The 19,570-nt window shown below is 41.2% G+C and carries 16 protein-coding genes and 1 pseudogene; 3 read left to right on the forward strand and 14 right to left on the reverse strand.

The window, feature by feature from the left end:
• Window positions 1-376: pseudogene (locus L1068_RS18325) on the forward strand (hypothetical protein); the annotation flags it as partial.
• Window positions 377-740: 364 nt separating this feature from the next.
• On the opposite strand, the gene L1068_RS18330 reads toward L1068_RS18325, so the two are convergent.
• The 5 genes from L1068_RS18330 to L1068_RS18350 all read right to left on the reverse strand — a co-directional run bounded on the left by L1068_RS18330 (window position 741) and on the right by L1068_RS18350 (window position 5,143).
• Window positions 741-1,532 (reverse strand): CLCA_X family protein, encoded by a 792-nt coding sequence (locus tag L1068_RS18330; protein ID WP_237131378.1) that lies wholly within the window; start codon window positions 1,530-1,532, stop codon window positions 741-743.
• 109 nt (window positions 1,533-1,641) lie between these two features.
• Window positions 1,642-2,877: a cysteine desulfurase-like protein gene (locus tag L1068_RS18335; RefSeq protein WP_237131379.1), complete on the reverse strand. Its 1,236-nt coding sequence runs from the start codon at window positions 2,875-2,877 to the stop codon at window positions 1,642-1,644.
• A gap of 9 nt (window positions 2,878-2,886) precedes the next feature.
• Complete coding sequence (locus tag L1068_RS18340; RefSeq protein WP_010561220.1) at window positions 2,887-3,519, reverse strand: 2OG-Fe dioxygenase family protein; 633 nt, start codon at window positions 3,517-3,519, stop codon at window positions 2,887-2,889.
• A gap of 150 nt (window positions 3,520-3,669) precedes the next feature.
• Entirely contained in the window at window positions 3,670-4,041 is a 372-nt protein-coding gene (locus tag L1068_RS18345) for a hypothetical protein (protein ID WP_237131380.1), read from the reverse strand.
• Entirely contained in the window at window positions 4,028-5,143 is a 1,116-nt protein-coding gene (locus tag L1068_RS18350; protein ID WP_237131381.1) for a CNNM domain-containing protein, read from the reverse strand. Before L1068_RS18350 ends, L1068_RS18345 begins: the two co-directional genes overlap by 14 nt.
• A 258-nt stretch (window positions 5,144-5,401) precedes the next feature.
• Between L1068_RS18350 and L1068_RS18355 the strand changes: the two genes are divergently transcribed.
• Both L1068_RS18355 and L1068_RS18360 read left to right on the forward strand, forming a co-directional pair.
• Complete coding sequence (locus L1068_RS18355) at window positions 5,402-7,867, forward strand: prolyl oligopeptidase family serine peptidase (protein ID WP_237131382.1); 2,466 nt, start codon at window positions 5,402-5,404, stop codon at window positions 7,865-7,867.
• Between the two features lie 149 nt (window positions 7,868-8,016).
• Window positions 8,017-8,703: a response regulator transcription factor gene (locus L1068_RS18360; protein ID WP_010561224.1), complete on the forward strand. Its 687-nt coding sequence runs from the start codon at window positions 8,017-8,019 to the stop codon at window positions 8,701-8,703.
• Window positions 8,704-8,784: 81 nt separating this feature from the next.
• On the opposite strand, the gene L1068_RS18365 is transcribed toward L1068_RS18360, so the two are convergent.
• From L1068_RS18365 to L1068_RS18405, 9 genes are all read right to left on the reverse strand, one after another.
• Entirely contained in the window at window positions 8,785-10,497 is a 1,713-nt protein-coding gene (locus L1068_RS18365; protein ID WP_237131383.1) for a hypothetical protein, read from the reverse strand.
• A gap of 84 nt (window positions 10,498-10,581) precedes the next feature.
• Entirely contained in the window at window positions 10,582-12,096 is a 1,515-nt protein-coding gene (locus L1068_RS18370) for a YifB family Mg chelatase-like AAA ATPase (RefSeq protein WP_237131384.1), read from the reverse strand.
• Between the two features lie 59 nt (window positions 12,097-12,155).
• Window positions 12,156-12,776 (reverse strand): trimeric intracellular cation channel family protein, encoded by a 621-nt coding sequence (locus tag L1068_RS18375; RefSeq protein WP_237131385.1) that lies wholly within the window; start codon window positions 12,774-12,776, stop codon window positions 12,156-12,158.
• Window positions 12,777-12,778: 2 nt separating this feature from the next.
• On the reverse strand, window positions 12,779-13,180 hold the full coding sequence (locus L1068_RS18380) for an ACT domain-containing protein (RefSeq protein WP_237131386.1): 402 nt from the start codon (window positions 13,178-13,180) through the stop codon (window positions 12,779-12,781).
• A gap of 64 nt (window positions 13,181-13,244) precedes the next feature.
• Window positions 13,245-13,844, reverse strand: a complete 600-nt coding sequence (gene leuD / locus L1068_RS18385) for a 3-isopropylmalate dehydratase small subunit (protein WP_237131387.1) — start codon at window positions 13,842-13,844, stop codon at window positions 13,245-13,247.
• Complete coding sequence (gene leuC / locus L1068_RS18390; protein ID WP_237131388.1) at window positions 13,844-15,244, reverse strand: 3-isopropylmalate dehydratase large subunit; 1,401 nt, start codon at window positions 15,242-15,244, stop codon at window positions 13,844-13,846. The genes leuD and leuC overlap by 1 nt, the downstream gene beginning before the upstream one ends.
• Before the next feature lie 61 nt (window positions 15,245-15,305).
• Window positions 15,306-16,385, reverse strand: a complete 1,080-nt coding sequence (gene leuB / locus L1068_RS18395; protein WP_237131389.1) for a 3-isopropylmalate dehydrogenase — start codon at window positions 16,383-16,385, stop codon at window positions 15,306-15,308.
• Window positions 16,382-17,929, reverse strand: a complete 1,548-nt coding sequence (gene leuA, locus L1068_RS18400; RefSeq protein ID WP_105171116.1) for a 2-isopropylmalate synthase — start codon at window positions 17,927-17,929, stop codon at window positions 16,382-16,384. The genes leuB and leuA overlap by 4 nt, the downstream gene beginning before the upstream one ends.
• Window positions 17,930-18,295: 366 nt before the next feature.
• Entirely contained in the window at window positions 18,296-19,402 is a 1,107-nt protein-coding gene (locus tag L1068_RS18405; RefSeq protein ID WP_237131390.1) for an EAL domain-containing protein, read from the reverse strand.
• Between the last annotated feature and the right edge of the window lie 168 nt (window positions 19,403-19,570).

Consider the following 19,570-nt stretch of genomic DNA (forward strand, 5'->3'; position numbering starts at 1 on the left):
GTCTGGTCAAAGTGGTAAAGCTCAAAAAGTATTAGGCTCTGTTGACTGGTCCGCTTCAATAAATGACTTTAAATTAGCAAATGCAGTTCTTTCCGATAATTTTGATGAAGCGAAAGAGATTATGCTAAAAATTAAGGGAGATGGAGAGATGATTACAGAAAGCTCCTATCATAATTTCCCTCTATTCTTTGAATTTAGAGAAAGCGAACAATTTTTAGAAGGTTATAAAGAAGCTTTTGGATATTCATTTGCATCTGAGTTAATCAGAAAGTCTGAAGATCAAGAACTAGAATGTATCGAAAGTGACGGATTCGATGAATCAAATACTTCATCTTTAGAAGAAAGCAATTGCGATCATAAAATGGCAACGCTTTAAATGAAAGTAAGATTCTCAAAAATTAAACTAATACAACCAGTCGTGTTGAAATAAGGTGAATACTCCCTTAATTTAAAATGCAGTGATTAGCATCACTCCCCCCTTAAATCAAACCCGAAAAGATTAAATTGAAGAGCAATTGCCAGCATGGATGCTGGCAAAAGTATGCTTGAGCCATGGATGGCGATTGCATACTGTTTGCGTTCATTTCAATTTATTCTTTGAGGAATCTGTTTGATTTCGGGGCGCCGAGGGATTCCAAAGGGAGGCCGGCGTTAGCCTCCCTTTGGCTGCCGTCGCCAGCGCGACAAACCAAGTATCAAATAATCCAGCAGCCAAGATTAAAAGCTACATAAAAAGTACATCACTTACTCAATGCCATTCCAAGCGGCTTAAAATACGCCAGCAACGACTCATAAATTTTTTGCCGATGGGTTAAGTCAGGAAACACCGGCATTACATCTAGGTTTGTTGTGCCCGCCACTAAATAACTGTTTTCAATATCAGGGCAAGTCTCAACCGCGGCTTCAAAAGCCCGCGCCATCATTTCGGTGGGTAATGAAAAGTAGTTTCTCGATAACGCTAAATCAGCTTTTACGCTGCGTGCAACAAAGTCGTTTTTATCTTGGCCGTCATCGCTTAATAGCATGGCGCTAAAAATATTTATTAGGCGATCATTTAACGGGTGAGCAATGTGTGTTTTGTTTTTCAGCCAGCAGTCGCTGGCGAATAAAGTGCGGTTTGGTAAGAGTTCTGTATCATTAATATCAAAGGCTTTATCGGCAATGTAATGATCAAAGGCATGCCAAAACTCATGGGCAAGTGCCCCTGCTCCTGCGTTTTTAGCCAGTGCCAGTTCGCGATAATGAGGCGCGTAATGCGCTTGCACGCCCTTTCGCCCACCGCTACCAAAGGCAAGGTTTAAGTTGCCACGCAGCCCCATTGCTTGCGGCGGTAATGCCAATATATAGGCTAAATCAGCCAGTGCATCGAATACCAAATTAGCGGCAAGGTCTCTCTCTTCGCGCGTTACCCAGCTGCCCACACGAATATTACCCATGCCAAAGGTATGTTTTATATCTAAAAACGACACCTGCTCGCCATGGCGATAATCTGGCCCTTTGCGGGTTTTGTATTTAAAGCTGGTTAACTTCAAGTTGGCTCTAATATATTTAATTGAGTTCGAGTTATTTACTTTGCTGCTGGCATTATCCAATAAAAAAGGGTAACTCAGTTACCCTTTTTCAAATTCATGTATTGTGAGCTTATGCAAGTAGCGGCTCTAATACATCAAAGAAGCGCTCTAGCTCTTCGATTGTGTTGTAGTGCATACAACCAATGCGAATTACACCGCCGTTATCTAACACGTTAAGCTGTTCGCATAATCCTTTGGCGTAGAAGTTACCGTCCCACACACAAATATGCTCTTTACCTAAGTGCTCAGACACTTGGCGTGGCGTTACGCCCGTAATATTAATAGCAAAGGTAGGTGTACGCTCGGCTAAACGCGACAGATCAGAAATACCGTATAAGGTTACTGATTTATACTTAGCGATGCGCTCAAGGAAATATTTCGAAAGCGCATCTTCATGCTGTTTAGCATTGGCAAAAGCCATTTCTAAACGCGCGCGCAGTGGCTCACTTTCATCAAGTTCGCTTAGGCTTGCAATGTATTCAACAGCTTGAATAAAACCAGCCATAGCTTCAAAACTTTGCGTACCCGTTTCCCAACGACCCGGAATTAAATCAGTCGCTGGCTCTACTTTATATGGCATAAAACCTTCTAGGTGTTCACGCTTACCGTAAACCATGCCCAAGTGTGGGCCAAAGAATTTATACGCAGAACACGCTAGAAAGTCACAATCAAGTGCTTGTACATCCACCAGCATGTGCGGCGCATAATGCACAGCATCAACATACACTAGCGCACCTACTTGGTGTGCCATATCAACAATCGCTTTAATGTCGTTGATAGTACCTGTGGTGTTTGATGCGTAAGTAACGGCAACAAGCTTAGTGTTTTCATTGAGTAATGATTTTAACTGCACTAAATCAAGGCTACAGTCTGCTGTATCCACTTCTAATGCGTGAACTTTTACGCCTTTATCGTCTGCCGCTTGCTGCCAGCTAGATACGTTTGAGAAGTGATCTGCATTAGTTACGATAATTTCGTCGCCCGCTTGCCAATCACGGCTAACCGCACGGCTAAAGCTAAAGGTTAGGCTGGTCATGTTCGGACCAAACACAATTTGCTCTTTGCTTGGTGCATTTAACAATGTTGCCGCACTTTCACGTGCTTTGTTTACTAGGTCAACGGTTTGATGACTTGAGAAAAATGCGCCACCTAAGTTTGAATTGTAACGACCTAAGTAAGCTGACATGGCAGTTAAAACACTTTGCGGTACTTGTGAGCCACCTGGGCCATCTAAAAATACCGGTGATTTTCCTGCTACTTCCTGCATTAACGCTGGAAACTGCTTACGGATTTTAGTTAATTGCATTATCAGTTCCTACGCTGTTAATACAAAGCAGTCTAGGTAGCCTACTTTATCGTTGTCGATTTTGTTCATTGGTGTTGCGTTGTGCCATACCTGACGGTCATTCACCATGGCAAACATGCCGTCTTTAATTTCCATTTTGAAACATGGTTCTGCATCGCGTGATTCGTAAACTAGTAGCTCACCACCTTCAATATTGCTGTGTGACACGCCAGCAACACAAACATGGTCAAAACCATCTTGGTGAACACCTTCTGGTGCTGGTGGTGTATCTGCATCAATCGCTAACATGCGGAACTGATGAATTTCGATATCAGTATCGCTAGCAATGCCTGACATTTCGATAAATTGGTTAACTAAATGCTGCATACCGTCAGTCGCTAGCAGCGACTCTTCAAGGTTTTCGTAAGTACGCTCAATGTTGCCTTGGAATTGGTTAATTGAGTCATCTTGAACAAATGCTTTAGTTGGTTGCAGGCTTAATTTGCCATCAACAAGTTTAATTACAGAGTAACGGCGTAAACGAAATGCACCGTCGGCATATGGGTTTGCCGGTAAGTTATCAAAAGAAGGTTTTAGCTGCTCGATAAATGCTTGCTCAATAAAACGCAATTGCAGCAGATTCTGGTTGTTTACTTTCGTCATAACACGCTCGCAGATGATGAATTATAAATCGCGGAGATCTTAGACGGTTTTAACAGGTTTTTTGTGGTTTAAATGCTAACAATATTGGCAACAAAAGATTAAAAAATGCAATTTAATGTTAAAAATTAAATATTACATTCAATTTAAAATTTAACTACTGAAAACACTTATTAAGCGAAGCGTTAAATATAGGGTAACTGCGACCATCAATACAAAAATTAGAGTAATAATTCTAATAAAAATCTTAGCTAATTTATGTTTACCACGTGAGAGCCATGATGCATCGGCGGAAATATGTCCATCATACAAGCTAAAGCTGGCGATAAAAAAGTAACCGAGCAAACTCCAACCAAGTAGTAAAATATAGCCTACTTGGTAGTTGTTCATTTGTGGATTGTCTAATAGCAACGAAGCACCTAACAAGGCACCACCAATAATGGCAAATAACACCATAATGCCTCGCCAAGCATTTAAACGCTTAGCGAGGTTTACAAAATGTTGTTGTAGCTTAGTTACACTCATCGCTGAGCGACTTTTTGTCAACTTCAGGTGTTTTAGTATCAACACCGTGCTCATCGTTTTTAATCAGGTTTTCATGATTATCAACACGTTGTTGCCACTTTTCCTTAGCCATGGTTTGCATATTAAAGGTTTGGTCGCGCTCATCCACAATTTCCATGCCCATTAGACTTTCAATCATGTCTTCTAACGTCACAATACCTTGTACATCACCGTATTCATCTACGATTAGGCTGATATGAATGCGTTTTTCTAATAACGTATGTAGCAAAGTGTGGACATGCAAGGTTTCAGGCACGGTATAAATTGGCTTAACTAGCTTGGCAATTTTGTAGTCTTCACCTAAACGATGATACGCCAGCATGATGTCATTTTTGTGCACAAAACCAATGATGTCGTCTGAGTCTTGGTCAAACACGAGTACACGTGAAAATGCCACGCTACCGTGTTGTTTAAGATACTCATCTACTGTTAAGTCTTTGTGTACTTTAAATAATACTGTGCGCGGAGTTAATAAGGTATCCAACTTTAAGTGACGGAATTTTAACAGGCTGCGAATGAGCTCGCTTTCTTCTTGATGAAGTGCACCTGCTTCGCTACCCATTTCAGCCATCGCTTCAATTTCAGCACGAATATAGTGGCTTTCGCTTTGCTTGCTGCCGAGCATTTTGGTAATTATGTCTGAAAGCCAAATAAACGGCTTTAATATGCGAACCATTACTACAAGTGACGACGATACAATTGGCGTAAGCTGACGCCAATAGTTTGCACCTAACGTTTTAGGAATAATTTCAGACAATACTAACACTAGTAGTGTCATTACCGCAGAAGCAATACCAATGGCCGCATCACCAAATACCGCGGCAGCTTGAGCACCTACACCTGCAGCACCGGCTGTGTGTGCAACCGTATTTAAAGTTAGGATCGCCGCTAACGGCTGATCTACTTTTTCTTTTAATGAGTTAATGCGCGCAGCCAATTTTGGTTTTTGCTTTTTTAAACTGGCGACATAGCTTGGGGTAATACTTAGTAATACCGCTTCCATTATTGAACATATAAACGAAATGCCTATAGCTAACAGCATATAGGTAATTAACAAAGCCACAGTAACCTCTCGAATCATGGCGAATAATAATTTCAGTCACTAGTTTACCCAATTAAACCAGTGCTGCGTATAACAACCGCATTTTAATTGTATTAATTTATAAACAGCGATAAATCATAACAATTAAAGCTCGTTACAAAATCGATTAACAATCGTTTTCGTTGTTCACCATAATTGGGCTGCAACTAAACGAGTTCAAGCATACATTCATACTTTTTTTCGCTATGATTTCGTCACGCATTTTCATAAGGACTCATAATGAAAAAATCATTTTTAGCAGCAATGCTCAGCGCTTATTTTATTTCTCCTGTAGCGCATGCTGAAGTAATTGATGCAAGCAAGATTAACTATTTAGGCCCAATTGCGCCGCAAAACGCACTCAAGCCATTTGAAACAAACCGTAAAAACGCCATTTTAACCAATCTAAAACAAAGCTTAACAGCCGACCAAAAGTCAGTTTCGTTTTTTGGTAATACACTAAAATGGCAAAGCTTAAGCAAGGTAAATGCATTAACTGAACCCGGCCTACAAGCCCTTAAGTTCACATTAACAACAACGCGCTTTACACCTGCAACACTTAAGTTAGATGGTGTTAAAGAGGCGAGTTTTTATCTTAATGGCGAGTTGCTCTCTAAAAAAGGCGACGCTTATAAACTACCGCTAACAACAGGACAACACCAAGTAATCATTATTACTGAAAGTGTTGAAGATTGGGGCAAAGTAGCTTTAGATTTAACCAGCGAAATTGAAGAGAGCAAAATCAGTGTTTCTAGTGATGCGCCAAATACACTAAGCGCAAAACAATTATTTGATAGCAAAACCGTAAGCAACCTAAGCATTTCACCAAACGGTAAGCACTTAATTTGGCAAACGCGCTGCTATAACGATAAAAACGCCAATAAGGCAATTAGAGAGACTGTTATCAAGTCGGTTAAAGACAACGAGATTGTTTACTCATTACCAGCTAACGCCAACAATTTTACTTGGTCAGACGATAACACCCACCTTGTATATACAAGTGATAAGGTGCTATATAAGCTAAACCTTAAAACGCTAACCACCAGCGCATTAAGTGAAGATCTATCTGGTATTAGCAATGTCGATTTTTATGATAACGACACGCTTATATTTACTTGGGTTAAACGCCCTGAAAAGTCGACATCGCTGACTAAGTATTATAATGGTTTAGAAGATCGCTGGTCGTATGCACGCAATAAAACCAGTGTTTACTTATACGATGTAAATTCAGGCTTAATGCGCCAAGTTAGCCCAGCTGAATTTAGTGTTAGCTTACAAGATTTTGATAGCAAACGCGGAACGCTGTTATTAAGCCGTTCTATTTCTGATTATGCTGCACCGCCACATATGCTAACAGAACTGCTGGAATACAACTTAAAAGACAATAGCCAAACTACAATTGGCAAGTACCGTACTTTTAATAGTGCGCAGTATTCTAGTGATGGTTTATACATTTCCGCTGGCCCTGAATTCGGTGAAAAAGCAGGTAAAACGGTTGCTGACTCTCAGCTTAGTAACAATTACGACACGCAACTGTATTCAGTAAGCTTTGATGGTAAAAACATCACTGCGTTATCAAAAACATTTGATCCAAGCATTGGCCAATTTAGCGTATTAAAAAATGACGATGTGATTTTAAATGTTGGTGAAGAAGACAAACGCCAGCTATATGTATTTGATGAAAGTAAAAAACGCTTTAATAAAGTAAAAACGAATCTTGACGTAATTGAACGCTTTAGCGTTTCTAATGAGAAGTCACCTACCCTTGTTTTCGCTGGAACTGGCGCACAATTGCCACAACAAGTGCAATTAAAAACGAAACTCTCTAATACTAAGTCAAAAACCTTATTTAATAGCAAAAAAGCATTCTACGCTAATACCCAATTGCCAAGTTTGGAAGAATTTAATTTCACTAACGATCAAGGCACTGAAATTAAAGGGCGCGTTTATCTACCTAGTAACCTTGATAAACAAAAGCAATACCCTGCGTTAGTTTACTACTATGGCGGTACGTCACCTGTAAATCGCGCATTTACCGGCCGCTACCCATTTAATTTATGGGCAGAAAATGGCTATGTGGTGTACGTATTACAACCTACAGGTGCAACTGGCTTTGGCCAAGATTTCTCAGCTAAACACGTAAATGCATGGGGTGAATACACAGCAAATGACATAATTAAAGGTACAAACGCATTCTTAAATAAATACAGTTTTGTTGATAAAAACAAAGTAGGTAATTTAGGTGCATCTTACGGTGGCTTTATGACTATGTTGCTGGCAACCAAAACAGATATGTTTAGCGCGTCTATTTCCCATGCGGGTATTTCAAATATTACCTCTTATTGGGGCCAAGGTTGGTGGGGTTATTTATATTCGGGCGAAGCCTCCAAAAACAGCTTCCCTTGGAATAACGCTAAGCTTTATTCAGAGCACAGCCCTGTATTTAACGCTGATAAGGTAAAAACACCGTTATTACTGATCCATGGTGATGCTGATACAAATGTACCTGTAGGCGAGAGCCACACTATGTACACTGCCTTAAAGCTACTGAGTCAAGATGTTGAATTAGTTGAATATAAAGGCGCAGACCACCAAATTTTTGCACGTGATAAACGCTTCCATTGGTGGAATACCATGCTTGCGTATTTCGACAAACATCTAAAAGAACAACCACAATGGTGGAACGACTTATATGCACAAAAATAAGATTTAAGTACTAGTAAATAATAACGGCCCACAATGGGCCGTTATTATTTCTGTACACACGCATTTTGTGACATAACATTTCTATTTTTCATTCAGTGCAAAATTGGTGATAATATTGCTTCGGGCAGAAAAACACATTAACGAGCATTATGACAATACAAGTACTTCTAGTTGAAGATGACTCCTTGCTAGTAAGGCGCATTCAATCACATTTTAGCAATAGTGATTTTAGTTTTGTGGTAGACGAAACCGGCGCAAATGCAGCTGAAATCATTCGTTCAAACCACGAAATCAAACTAGCGATTGTTGATATTGTACTGCCGCAGGTAGACGGCCTAGTGCTCGCTAAAGAGATAAATCTAGTTTCCGATATCGGTGTGGTCGTACTTTCAAGCCGCGATTCGCAAGAAGATCGCATTTTAGGGTTAGCACAAGGTGTAGATGACTACATTTGTAAGCCTGTTGATTTACTTGAGCTAGAGCTAAGATTAAAAGCGCTTGCTAAGCGTCTAAACTTGTTTCAAACCAATGACGAATACATTGAATATTCAGATATCAAAGTGCACCCAGAACATCGCACGCTTATCATTGCCAGTGGCGACGAAATACGCTTAACTGAAGCAGAACATAAAGTACTGATTTCATTAATAGGTAATGCTGGTAAACCAACTAGCCGTGAAAAGCTATCAGAAGAAATCGGTCAATCTGACTGGAGCCCATCAGACAGAACCGTAGATGTATTAGTTGGTCGCCTACGCAAGAAATTAGGCGATGAAAAAGAACAAAAGCGTATTGTTACGGTACGTGGCAAAGGCTATATGATTGCCCTAGGTTAATAATAACAATTTACTTAACTAGCGAATAAACATATAAAAAGCCGCTTTTGCGGCCTTTTTTAATTGATTAATATTAGCTTTTTACCACGTACCTAGCTTTGAATTTTCGTAAGCTGCTAAGCGCGCTTTTGCTGCATCAACAAAGTAATCTTTGTCCCATGCTTCTTCAACTGCTTTTTCTTGCATATCAATGGCTTCTTCAAATTGACCTAATTTAGCATACGCCGCAGCCATATATTCATATGCCCATGGATCATCTTTCTCATCAACCACTTTTTTAGTTAACTCAATCGCGTAATTTAGTTCACCTTGATTATGTGAGTCGCGCGCATAAACGCCGGCAAGTTCACGCATTGCAATATAATCGCCCTGTTCCGAAGCCGCTGTTAGCCACTCTTTCGCTTGATTAAGGTGGTCTTTATTTGCGTTCGTTTTTTGTAAAACGCATTTTGCAGCCAAGGTTTGCGCTGGCGTATGACCAAGATCCGCAGCAGTACCTAAAATACGTAAGTTGCAGCCCGAACCTAACAACATAAGTGATGCAAAATCACCGCCTTGTGCTGCTTTTAAACGCCAGTAACTCGGCATCTCTTCACGCGGCTTGGCAATAATCTTTTTCAGTTTTACGTTTTGACGATTAAGGTAGTTTGAGTAAGTACTATTTCGCGCTTCATTGTTATAGAAAAACTCAGCTAAAAATGGGCCGTATTCGGCTTGTTCATCGCCGCTAACCAATACTTGCCAGTTATTCATAGTTTTAACTGCTAGTTCATCGAGCTCTTTCGGTGCTTTATAATCACCGGTTGCCTCAAAGCGAAGCGTATTACCCTGCTTATCTAACCATACTAAGTAAGCAAAGTTATAAAAATCTTCTTCGAGCTGAATATTATTTGAAAAGTTATCGGCATTGCTCGCGAGTAAGTTCGCCTCACCTTGTGAATTTGAAACCGTGTCGTCTGGTAAATAAGCCACCTTTAGCATATTGTCGTCGCTCATTAGCTCTAACATATCAGCTAATTCTGCTTGGGCTTTGCTGTTGCCACGCTTTGCTTTAGCAAGTAATTGTTTGTGTTTGCTCGCTAGTTTTTTACGCGTTTCTTCTGGAATATCTGTGCGTTTAAACATGCCGCTAAACTGCGCTTGGCTAAACTTTCGTAACGTACCGCCTACTTTTAAGATTTGGTAACGTGAATTTTCAAGTTTTTCACGAACGCTCTGCGCAAATTCATCAGTAGGATAGCTTTGTAACAACTGCATATCTCGTACAATACCATTGCGGTCGATATCAAATAGATATCGTGCCATACCTGGAATACCCTCTTTAAACAAACTACCTGGGTACTTGGCTTCTGGGTTTTCAGTGCGTTTAGGTGGCGGGTTATACGCACGGCCAAATGGCAATGCATAGCGAATATTCTTGCTACCAGCTTTACCATAAAAACCGATTAATTCATCTGCTTTCGCTTTTGCTGCTTTGGTTTGTGCTGGGGTTAAACGGCGTTCAACAGTTTTTAAAGCTTGTCTTGCGGTTAGAAAGCCATTTTCAATCGCCACTGCTAAGTAAGCGTATGCTAAAATTGGGTCTTGCGGTACACCTTGCCCGCGTAAGTATTGAACACCCAAATTAAATTGGCTTTTACCATGACCGAGATGAGCTGTTTTTTGAAAAAGTTTAAAGGCTTGCGCGTAGTCTTGATTGAGATAGAGATCCATCGCACGATCAGCATTTGCGCTTGCTGAAAAGCTTTGACCCACCAATAAAATGCCGGCTATTACACTCGCTAACTTTTTCATTTCAACTCCTGTCAATTGCACCAAACTTCATGTTAACAGCTGGTTAATAGTGGTGCAACTGAGGAAACGCCTAAGCTGCAGTATTTATACACGTGTAAGCGTATTTAATAGCCGTTCAAACGCGCGGTAACTAATCGCCTCTTTAATATGATTTAGCGCAACTGTTTTTTCAGCGGCCAAATCAGCAATGGTGCGCGCCACTTTTAGCACACGATGATACGAGCGCGGTGATAAATCGAGCTTATCAGTAACCAGTGCCATAAACGCCAAACTTTCATTATCGAGGGTAACGACTTGGTCAAGTTCGTTATTACTCAGCAATGCATTTAACTTGCCCTGCCTTTGGTATTGCCGCTGCTGCGCTGCAACCACTCGATTACGAATAACCTCAGAGCTTTCGCCTTGCTGTGTTGACTGTAATTCGTGGGTTTTTAGTTTAGGTAATTCTACTTGCAAATCGATTCGATCCAGAAATGGTCCTGATACGCGACTTAAATATTTTAAAATTTGTTCTGGCGAGGCGCGATTATCACGATGACACCCTGTCGGGCTGGGGTTTAGCGCACAAATAAGCTGAAAGTTAGCCGGAAACTCTGACTGCCTTGCAGCGCGCGATATCGTGACTTTTCGTGTTTCTAATGGTTCGCGCAAACTGTCTAATACTTTGCGTTCGAACTCAGTAAGCTCGTCCAAAAAAAGCACGCCATTGTGGGCAAGGCTGATTTCACCTGGCTTGGGATTAGAAGAGCCGCCAACCAAAGCAACTGCAGAGCAGGTATGATGGGGCGCACGAAACGGTCTTACTTGCCACTCGCTGTTGTTGATGGTTTTACCGATAATTGAATAGACAGTAGCGGTTTCAAGCGCCTCAGACTCGGTAAGTGGCGGCATAATGGTTGCCATTCGAGCTGCCAACATGGATTTTCCTGTGCCAGGCGGACCAAGAAACATTACATTATGTTTTCCTGCTGCGGCTATTTCCAGTGCACGCTTGGCCTGAGCTTGACCTTTTACTTCTGCCATATCAATTGTGTAGCGTGAAGTTAATGCTTCAGCTTGTGGGATGTTTAAAGTAAATTCAATCGCTTGCTGGCCCGTTAAGTCTTGGCAAACCTGATTTAGACTACTGGCATGCTTGGTATTACAATTTGTTACTAACGCCGCTTCACTGGCGTTGAACGCTGAAATATAAACCGTTTTCTCGCTGTTAACGTTGGCGATTAACGACGATAGCAGCCCCAGCACCGGACGAATTTCTCCACTTAAAGAAAGTTCGCCAAAAAATTCGAGTTGTCGTAAATCGAGCTGGCCCAATTGATTAGAAGCCAACAAAATACCAACTGCTATGGCTAAATCGAAACGGCCACCTTCCTTCGGTAAGTCGGCAGGCGCTAAATTTACAGTAATGCGTTCTTGCGGAAACTTAAATTGGCTGTTGATAATTGCGCTGCGCACACGATCTTTAGCTTCTTTAACTGATGCCTCAGGCAAACCGACTATGGTAAATTTAGGTAGGCCACTGGTGATATGTATTTCTATGGTAACAAGCGGGGCATCCATCGCGACTTGTGCACGGGAATAAACACAGGCAAAAGACATTCCATTGTCCTTAATTTATTTCTTTCTTTTAGTGTAGCGTATATTTAGCGCTCAGCTGCTTACTTTTCTTTATTGTATTTGAACACGTGTAGGCTCCAGCCCCACTTTATTGCGCCCATACGTAAGCTTAATGTACCTAGCATTCCCACCAACATGGCAAGATTGGTTGGTACGCCTAAATTCAAACTTTGAGTATACAAAATACCACCGAAAATACAGGTAGTTGCGTACAACTCACTTTTTAAAACCATAGGTGTGGTACGCGCCAGTACGTCACGGATCATGCCGCCAAAACAGCCGGTAATTGTGCCCATTACAATTGCTGTTAAGTCTGGCATACCTAAACTTAAGGCTTTTTGCACCCCCATCACCACAAAAAATGCCAACCCTAATGCATCTGCTATTTCAAGCAATACCTGTGGAAAGCCACGTTGACGATTAAGCCATATAATGGTGATAGCACTAGCGATAAAAATCGAAATCAAATACGTAGGATCTTTTAACCAAAAAACCGGCACATCTAAAATCACATCGCGCGTTGTACCACCGCCTATTGCAGTCGCAGATGCTAAAACCACTACGCCAAAGCCATCTAGTTTCTTTTTATAAGCGACAAGTGCACCAGAGATCGCAAAAACGGCAACGCCAAATAAATCAATCCAGTGGAATAACGAATCCATAATTAACCTGCTTGCTGCGCTAATGTTTCAAGCACATCGATAGCTTTGTTTGCATCTTGCTTGGCAACTAAAATATGGTCGTGATAAAAGCCTGCAATCACATTTGCACTAATCCCATGCTTTGCTAACGCACTTGAAAATGCTGCCGTTAATCCTACCGCATCAAGGCTTGAGTGAATTTGCAGGGTTATTAACGAAAACTCTGAAACATATTCTAACTGCCATTCAACGGCTTGTTGTTTGAGGAGAATCAACGTCACCCCTTCTGGCTCGTTGATGCGCGCAAATACCTTACCCATATCAAACGCGTCAACATTTGATACAGATACAAATACATAGCTTTGCGGCTGTAACAGCGGTCGCATATTTTTTATCAGTAGTTGTAAGTTCGTTTCGCCAAACATAATTATTTTCCTGTATAAAAAAGGCTGTAAATACAGCCTTTTTCATTCTAATTTCATCTGGCAGTTATTGCCAAGCCCTTTGGCTTGTAAGTTGTTGTTCAAAGGCATCAATCTTATCGTTTAGTGTTTCTGTAACACCAATAAAATCTAATCCTGATAACAAGCGCTGTTTAATATCGGGACGAATATCAAACTTAATATCATCAAAGTCATTGCTTTTAATAACCTGATTTTGCAAATCAATTTCAACATTTACTTGAGCAACCTGCTCTGTTACGTGAAATAGATGATCCAGTGTTTCGCTCGGTAATGCGATAGCAAGCATTTGATTATTCGTACAGTTATTAAAAAAGATATCGGCAAAGCTCTGAGCTAAGATTACCGTAAAACCATACTGCTTTAATGCCCATGGCGCGTGCTCACGCGATGAACCACAACCAAAGTTATCGCGTGTTAACAACACGCTAGCCCCTTGATATCGCGCTTCATTTAAAATGAACTCAGGGTTCGCATCGCCATTATCTAAATAACGCCAATCGTAAAAAAGCGCCTTATCAAAGCCATCACGACTTGTTGACGTTAAGAACTGCTTCGGAATAATTTGGTCTGTATCGACATTATTTTTATCAAGTGGTGCCATTAAGCCGGTGTGATAATTACTCATTAGATGCCTCCTCGAATATCAACAAATCGACCATGAATAGCCGCGGCTGCTGCCATTGCTGGACTTACTAAGTGCGTGCGACCACCTCGGCCTTGGCGACCTTCAAAATTACGGTTAGATGTCGACGCACAGCGTTTGCCCGCGCCTAAGCGATCATCATTCATGGCTAAGCACATTGAACATCCCGGCTCTCGCCATTCAAAGCCTGCTTGCTTGAAAATATCAGCAAGGCCTTCGTCTTCAGCTTGTTTTTTAACTAAGCCTGAGCCTGGTACCACTAACGCTTCAACGCCGACCGCGACTTGCTTACCTTTAACGAGCGAGGCTGCCGCACGTAAATCTTCAATACGACTATTTGTGCAACTGCCAATAAATACCGTGTCTACCGAGAGATCTGAAATCTTTTGGCCCGGCTTTAAGTCCATATAAGCCAGCGCACGACGAATTGCATCAGCTTTAATCAAGTCACTTTGTGCATCTGGGTCTGGGATTAATTGGTCAATGCCAATCACTTGCTCTGGACTTGTACCCCAAGTAACCTGTGGCTGAATATCCGCAGCATTCAATACAACGGTGTGATCAAACACGGCATCATCATCGCTCTTTAGGGTTTGCCAATACGCAACTGCTTGCTGCCAATCATTGCCTTTTGGTGCAAATGGACGCCCTTCTAAATAGTCGTAAGTTGCTTGATCAGGTGCTATTAAGCCTGCTTTAGCACCCATTTCAATGCTCATATTACATAGTGTCATGCGCGCTTCCATTGAAAGCGCACTGATTGCTTCACCGCAAAACTCTGCAACATAACCTGTACCACCTGCGGTACCTAATTTACCAATGACCGCTAAAATAATGTCTTTTGCGGTAACACCAAGGTTAATTTTGCCATCAATTTGGATTTTTAAACTCTTGGCTTTTTTCTGCTGTAATGTTTGTGTTGCTAATACATGCTCTACTTCTGAAGTACCAATACCATGCGCTAACGCACCAAAGGCACCATGGGTCGAAGTATGGCTATCGCCACAAACAATGGTTGTACCCGGTAAGGTAATACCTTGTTCAGGCCCCATTACATGCACAATACCTTGGTTAATTGAATTAAGATCGTAAAGTACAATGCCAAACTCTTCACAGTTTTGCTTTAGTGCAATTAATTGGTTTTTTGAAACTTCACTTGCAGCATCTAATGAGCGACTTTTTGTCGATACGTTATGGTCCATTGTTGCAAACGTCTTTTCAGGACAACGGACTTTACGGTTTGCTTCACGCAGGCCTGCAAATGCCTGTGGTGATGTAACTTCATGTACTAAGTGTCGATCAATGTAAAGTAAATCACTTTCTTCATTAATGGCAGTAACTTTGTGAGCCTGCCAGATTTTATCGTATAAGGTCTGAGCCACGTCATTCCCCTTGCTATTATCGGTGACGGAGGCCTGTTAAATTCAGGCCTAAAATTTAAAATTAAATACGCGCAATAATTTCTTTTGCGACGTCTAACGTGGTGTAACCCGCGGTAGGGAAAATATCTGGTGTTCCCACTCCGGCTGCAACAGCTTCTGCCACTGCCTTTTCAATCGTGCGTGCGGCTTCATCTTGCTTAAGTGAGTAACGCAGCATTAAGGCCGCACTTAGAATTTGTGCGATTGGGTTAGCAATGCCTTTTCCAGCAATATCCGGTGCAGAGCCACCAGCAGGTTCATACAAGCCAAAACCAGTTTGATTTAAGCTTGCCGATGGCAATAACCCCATCGATCCTGTGATCATTGCGCATTCATCCGATAAAATATCGCCAAATAAGTTATCGCATAGCAATACATCAAACTGACTTGGTTCTTTTACAAGTTGCATCGTTGCGTTATCGATATAAATATAATCAAGCGCAACATCTGGAAAATCTTTGCTTACTTCAGTTACCACTTCACGCCACAACACGCTTGATGCCAATACATTTGCTTTATCTACCGAAGTAACTTTGTTTGCACGTAACTTAGCGGCTTCAAACGCAAAGCGCGCAATGCGTTCAATTTCTTTACGTGAATAGGTTTGCGTATCGAATGCGTATTCATCAGCACCTTCTCCACTGCGGCCTTTATCGCCAAAATAAATGCCACCGGTAAGTTCACGTACACATAAAATATCAAAGCCTTTTGAACTAATATCTGCACGCAGTGGCGATGCAGCACTCAATGCAGGTAATAGTTGCGCTGGGCGCAAGTTGCAGAACAAGCCAAAATGTTTACGAAGTGGCAATAACGACGCACGCTCAGGCTGCTCTGATGGTGGTAAGCCTTCCCATTTCGGACCGCCAACTGAACCGAACAAAATAGCATCGGCTTGTTCGCACGCGGCTAGCGTAGTATCTGGCAGCGCCTTGCCAAATTGATCAATCGCTGCGCCACCAATTGCGTGATGATTTAAGCTCAATGAAAAGTTAAACTTTTCGCTAACCGCATTTAATACGTCGATTGCGGCGCTCATCACCTCTGGTCCAATACCGTCGCCGGCTAATACTGCGATGTCGTAATTTGACTGGCTGCTCATACTGCTTTCCTTTGTAGTTTTAGATCAGACACTTGCTGCGCCCGATAAATTAAATTGTGAACTCGAACCAAAGCGCGTACCGACGCTTCTACTATATCTGCTGCTAAACCTGCGCCGTGATACTGGCGACCATCAAACTTAGCGATAATATCAACCTGACCAAGCGACCCTTCGCCTTGCCCTGTTGCGTCTAGATTATATTCAATTATTTCAACATCCATATTAGTCATACGTTTAATCGCTTTAAATGACGCTTCAACCGGACCGTTACCCGTTGCAGCTTCAGTTACTTCTTTACCGCCTATGGTCATGCCAATACTGCTGCTAGCGATTGACTGAGAATTTGATGTTGAATGAACAAATGACAATTGATAGAAATCGCTTTCATCCGATTGATTATTAAAATAAATCATCGCTTCAAGGTCATAGTCATAAACCGTGCCTTTCTGATCAGCTAACGCTAAGAAGCTTTTGTATAACGCATCCATATCGTAATCTTCAGCTTGATACCCTAATTCGCTTAAACGATGCTGGATAACATGACGACCTGAACGCGAAGTCATATTTAATTGGTTGTTTGGCACACCGACTGTTTCTGGCGCCATAATTTCGTAAGTGTTTTGCGCTTTAAGTACGCCGTCTTGGTGAATGCCCGAACTGTGGGCAAACGCATTTTCACCCACAATGGCTTTATTTGGTTGCACTGGCATATTGCAAATTTGACTGACTTGTCGTGATGCTCGATAAATTTCTTCGCTTACAATATCGGTATGTAATTTGAGGTGATCTTCACGCATTTTTAAAATCATCGACACTTCTTCAAGTGAGCAGTTACCCGCGCGTTCACCTATACCATTAACCGTACACTCGATTTGACGCGCGCCCGCTTGCACTGCGGCAATTGAGTTAGCAACGGCTAAACCTAAGTCATTGTGACAGTGCACACTTAAACGTGCTTTATCGATATTTGGCACGTTATTCATTAAATGTGTGATCATTGCGGCATATTCATCTGGTGTTACATAACCAACTGTATCAGGCAAGTTAATAGTTGACGCTCCTGCATTAATCGCAGCTTCAACAATACGGCATAAATCGCTATGCGGCGTACGCCCTGCATCTTCACAAGAAAACTCTACGTCATCAGTGTAGTTTCGCGCTTGCTTAATCGAACGCACCGCCATTGCTGTTGCGTCATCAAGACTCATACGTAATTTATGCTCAAGATGCAATGGACTGGTTGCGATAAAGGTATGAATACGACTTTTTTCAGCTGGTCTTAATGCTAAACCGCATGCTTCAATGTCTTTTTCAACGGCACGCGCTAAACCACAAATTGATGGTCCTTTAACTTCACGGGCGATGCGTTCTACGGCTCTAAAATCAGCTGGACTAGAAACCGGAAACCCAACTTCCATAACATCAACGTTTAGTCGGCTAATTGCATGAGCCAGTTGAAGCTTATCGTCCTCTGTAAGACTTGCTTTTAATGCTTGCTCACCATCGCGTAACGTTGTATCAAATATCCAAATTTTATCGCTCATACCTGCACCTTTGCCCTAATATAAAAAAACCCCGCATTTAGCGGGGTTTTTGCAAACTTTTCAGTCAAATACACTAAGCCCCGCTTCTGCAATTACGCAGTAAGAGGTTGTTTAGAAGTAGGCTAATCGTGTTTTTTGACATTTTTATTTAGTTTCCATCATTAACTAAGGCAATTTAACCATTAGCAAAAGAACAAAACAAGCATAAAAAATTCAAAAAGCAGGTATCAAAGGCAATTTAAAAGGAATTTAAATGCCATAAAAAAACACTTATTGAAATATATTTTCACTTTTGACGAATTTAGAAAAATATTAGTCAATCGTATTAAGTGTTATGCATAAAAAATAAAATTAAAAATGAGCAAATTAAATACGATTATTTTTTAACATCTCAAAAACTTGATTCACAGGGATCGGTGGCGCTAAATAATATCCTTGCATAAAACTACATGAGAAATTGTTTTGCACGAGCTTCTGCTGCTTGTAATTCTCAATGCGCGCAAATATGTAATTAATCGAATGGTAGTGATAGGCTTGCGATACCTTATCCATTTGCTGTTTATCTAAATGCTGAAGTTGCGCGACCGGCACTTTTACTTCATCAATCACTAATGGCAGCTTTTCAATATTGCTAAGCACATCATCATCGCCATCAATCGCTAAACTAAAACCCAGTTCTTTAAGCCCAGTTAATAATTCAATGACCTTAGCATTTGAGCTGTAGAATGCGTCCAACGGGAACTCAAAAACGATTTGTTCAGGATTAATTCCCGCGATATCTAGGTGCTGGCTCATAACTTTGAGTAAGTCATACTGTTCAAGGTCGATAAGCGATAAATTAATCGAAAGACGTACGCTGCTAAATGCGGGTAATACTTCGGCAATGCGCTTAAAGAATACGTCGCTAAAGGTCGCGATCATCTGATGATTTTCGATAGCATTCATTACTTCGCGCGTACTCAACTGAATACCGTTTTCTTGAAAACGCACAAAACATTCAAACCCTGATAGTTTTTCATTTTGGCTGCGAAATTCCGGCTGAAAATCGAGATTAATAGAGTCTCGTCGTGAGAGAAGTGAAACCAGTTTGTCTTTATCGATGATTTTTTCAGTCACCGAACGTTGACTAAACACTTGGTTAAAATCACTTAATTTTACCGGTTTATTGATTTGTGCGACGAGTTCACAAGGTAAAAATAATGGCACCGCATCTTCATCATTTAGCAGTAAGACTAAACGGCCTTTAAAACCTGTGCCAAGCAACCAGCTCGACATATCAATATCATTAAACGCGCTTACCGCGATAACTAATGTGTCGTCACTGGTGCCCTGTACAACTTCACTTTGTAAACTAGCGAGATTGCCAGTAGTGAAAATTCTGCCAGCCCATAGGTATTCTATACACTTTTGTGTAGTAGCCCGTTGTTCTTCACTACTATCAAATATGTATACGGTTTGTTCTTTTAATTCCATGATCAAAACCATTTAAATGTGTAATTTAAGTCAAGCATAAATAAATTAATTTACCAGTTGCGCCTCGTCAGAAAATTGCGCGAATTAACCTCAACCGCAACTTAAAACAATGCTTACTCGTACTCTTATTTAAGCATAAATTACTGAGTGAAAATTATGGTTTATGCA

Origin of the sequence: Pseudoalteromonas sp. MMG024 (assembly GCF_021654175.1) — a bacterium.
GTDB lineage: Bacteria > Pseudomonadota > Gammaproteobacteria > Enterobacterales > Alteromonadaceae > Pseudoalteromonas.

Coding starts and splice junctions, on each gene's coding strand:
- L1068_RS18335 (WP_237131379.1), bottom strand. CDS start 2,877: ATGCAATTAACTAAAATCCGTAAGCAGTTTCCAGCGTTAATGCAGGAA.
- L1068_RS18340 (WP_010561220.1), bottom strand. CDS start 3,519: ATGACGAAAGTAAACAACCAGAATCTGCTGCAATTGCGTTTTATTGAG.
- L1068_RS18345 (WP_237131380.1), bottom strand. CDS start 4,041: ATGAGTGTAACTAAGCTACAACAACATTTTGTAAACCTCGCTAAGCGT.
- L1068_RS18355 (WP_237131382.1), top strand. CDS start 5,402: ATGAAAAAATCATTTTTAGCAGCAATGCTCAGCGCTTATTTTATTTCT.
- L1068_RS18360 (WP_010561224.1), top strand. CDS start 8,017: ATGACAATACAAGTACTTCTAGTTGAAGATGACTCCTTGCTAGTAAGG.
- L1068_RS18365 (WP_237131383.1), bottom strand. CDS start 10,497: ATGAAAAAGTTAGCGAGTGTAATAGCCGGCATTTTATTGGTGGGTCAA.
- L1068_RS18370 (WP_237131384.1), bottom strand. CDS start 12,096: ATGTCTTTTGCCTGTGTTTATTCCCGTGCACAAGTCGCGATGGATGCC.
- L1068_RS18375 (WP_237131385.1), bottom strand. CDS start 12,776: ATGGATTCGTTATTCCACTGGATTGATTTATTTGGCGTTGCCGTTTTT.
- L1068_RS18380 (WP_237131386.1), bottom strand. CDS start 13,180: ATGTTTGGCGAAACGAACTTACAACTACTGATAAAAAATATGCGACCG.
- leuD (WP_237131387.1), bottom strand. CDS start 13,844: ATGAGTAATTATCACACCGGCTTAATGGCACCACTTGATAAAAATAAT.
- leuB (WP_237131389.1), bottom strand. CDS start 16,385: ATGAGCAGCCAGTCAAATTACGACATCGCAGTATTAGCCGGCGACGGT.
- leuA (WP_105171116.1), bottom strand. CDS start 17,929: ATGAGCGATAAAATTTGGATATTTGATACAACGTTACGCGATGGTGAG.
- L1068_RS18405 (WP_237131390.1), bottom strand. CDS start 19,402: ATGGAATTAAAAGAACAAACCGTATACATATTTGATAGTAGTGAAGAA.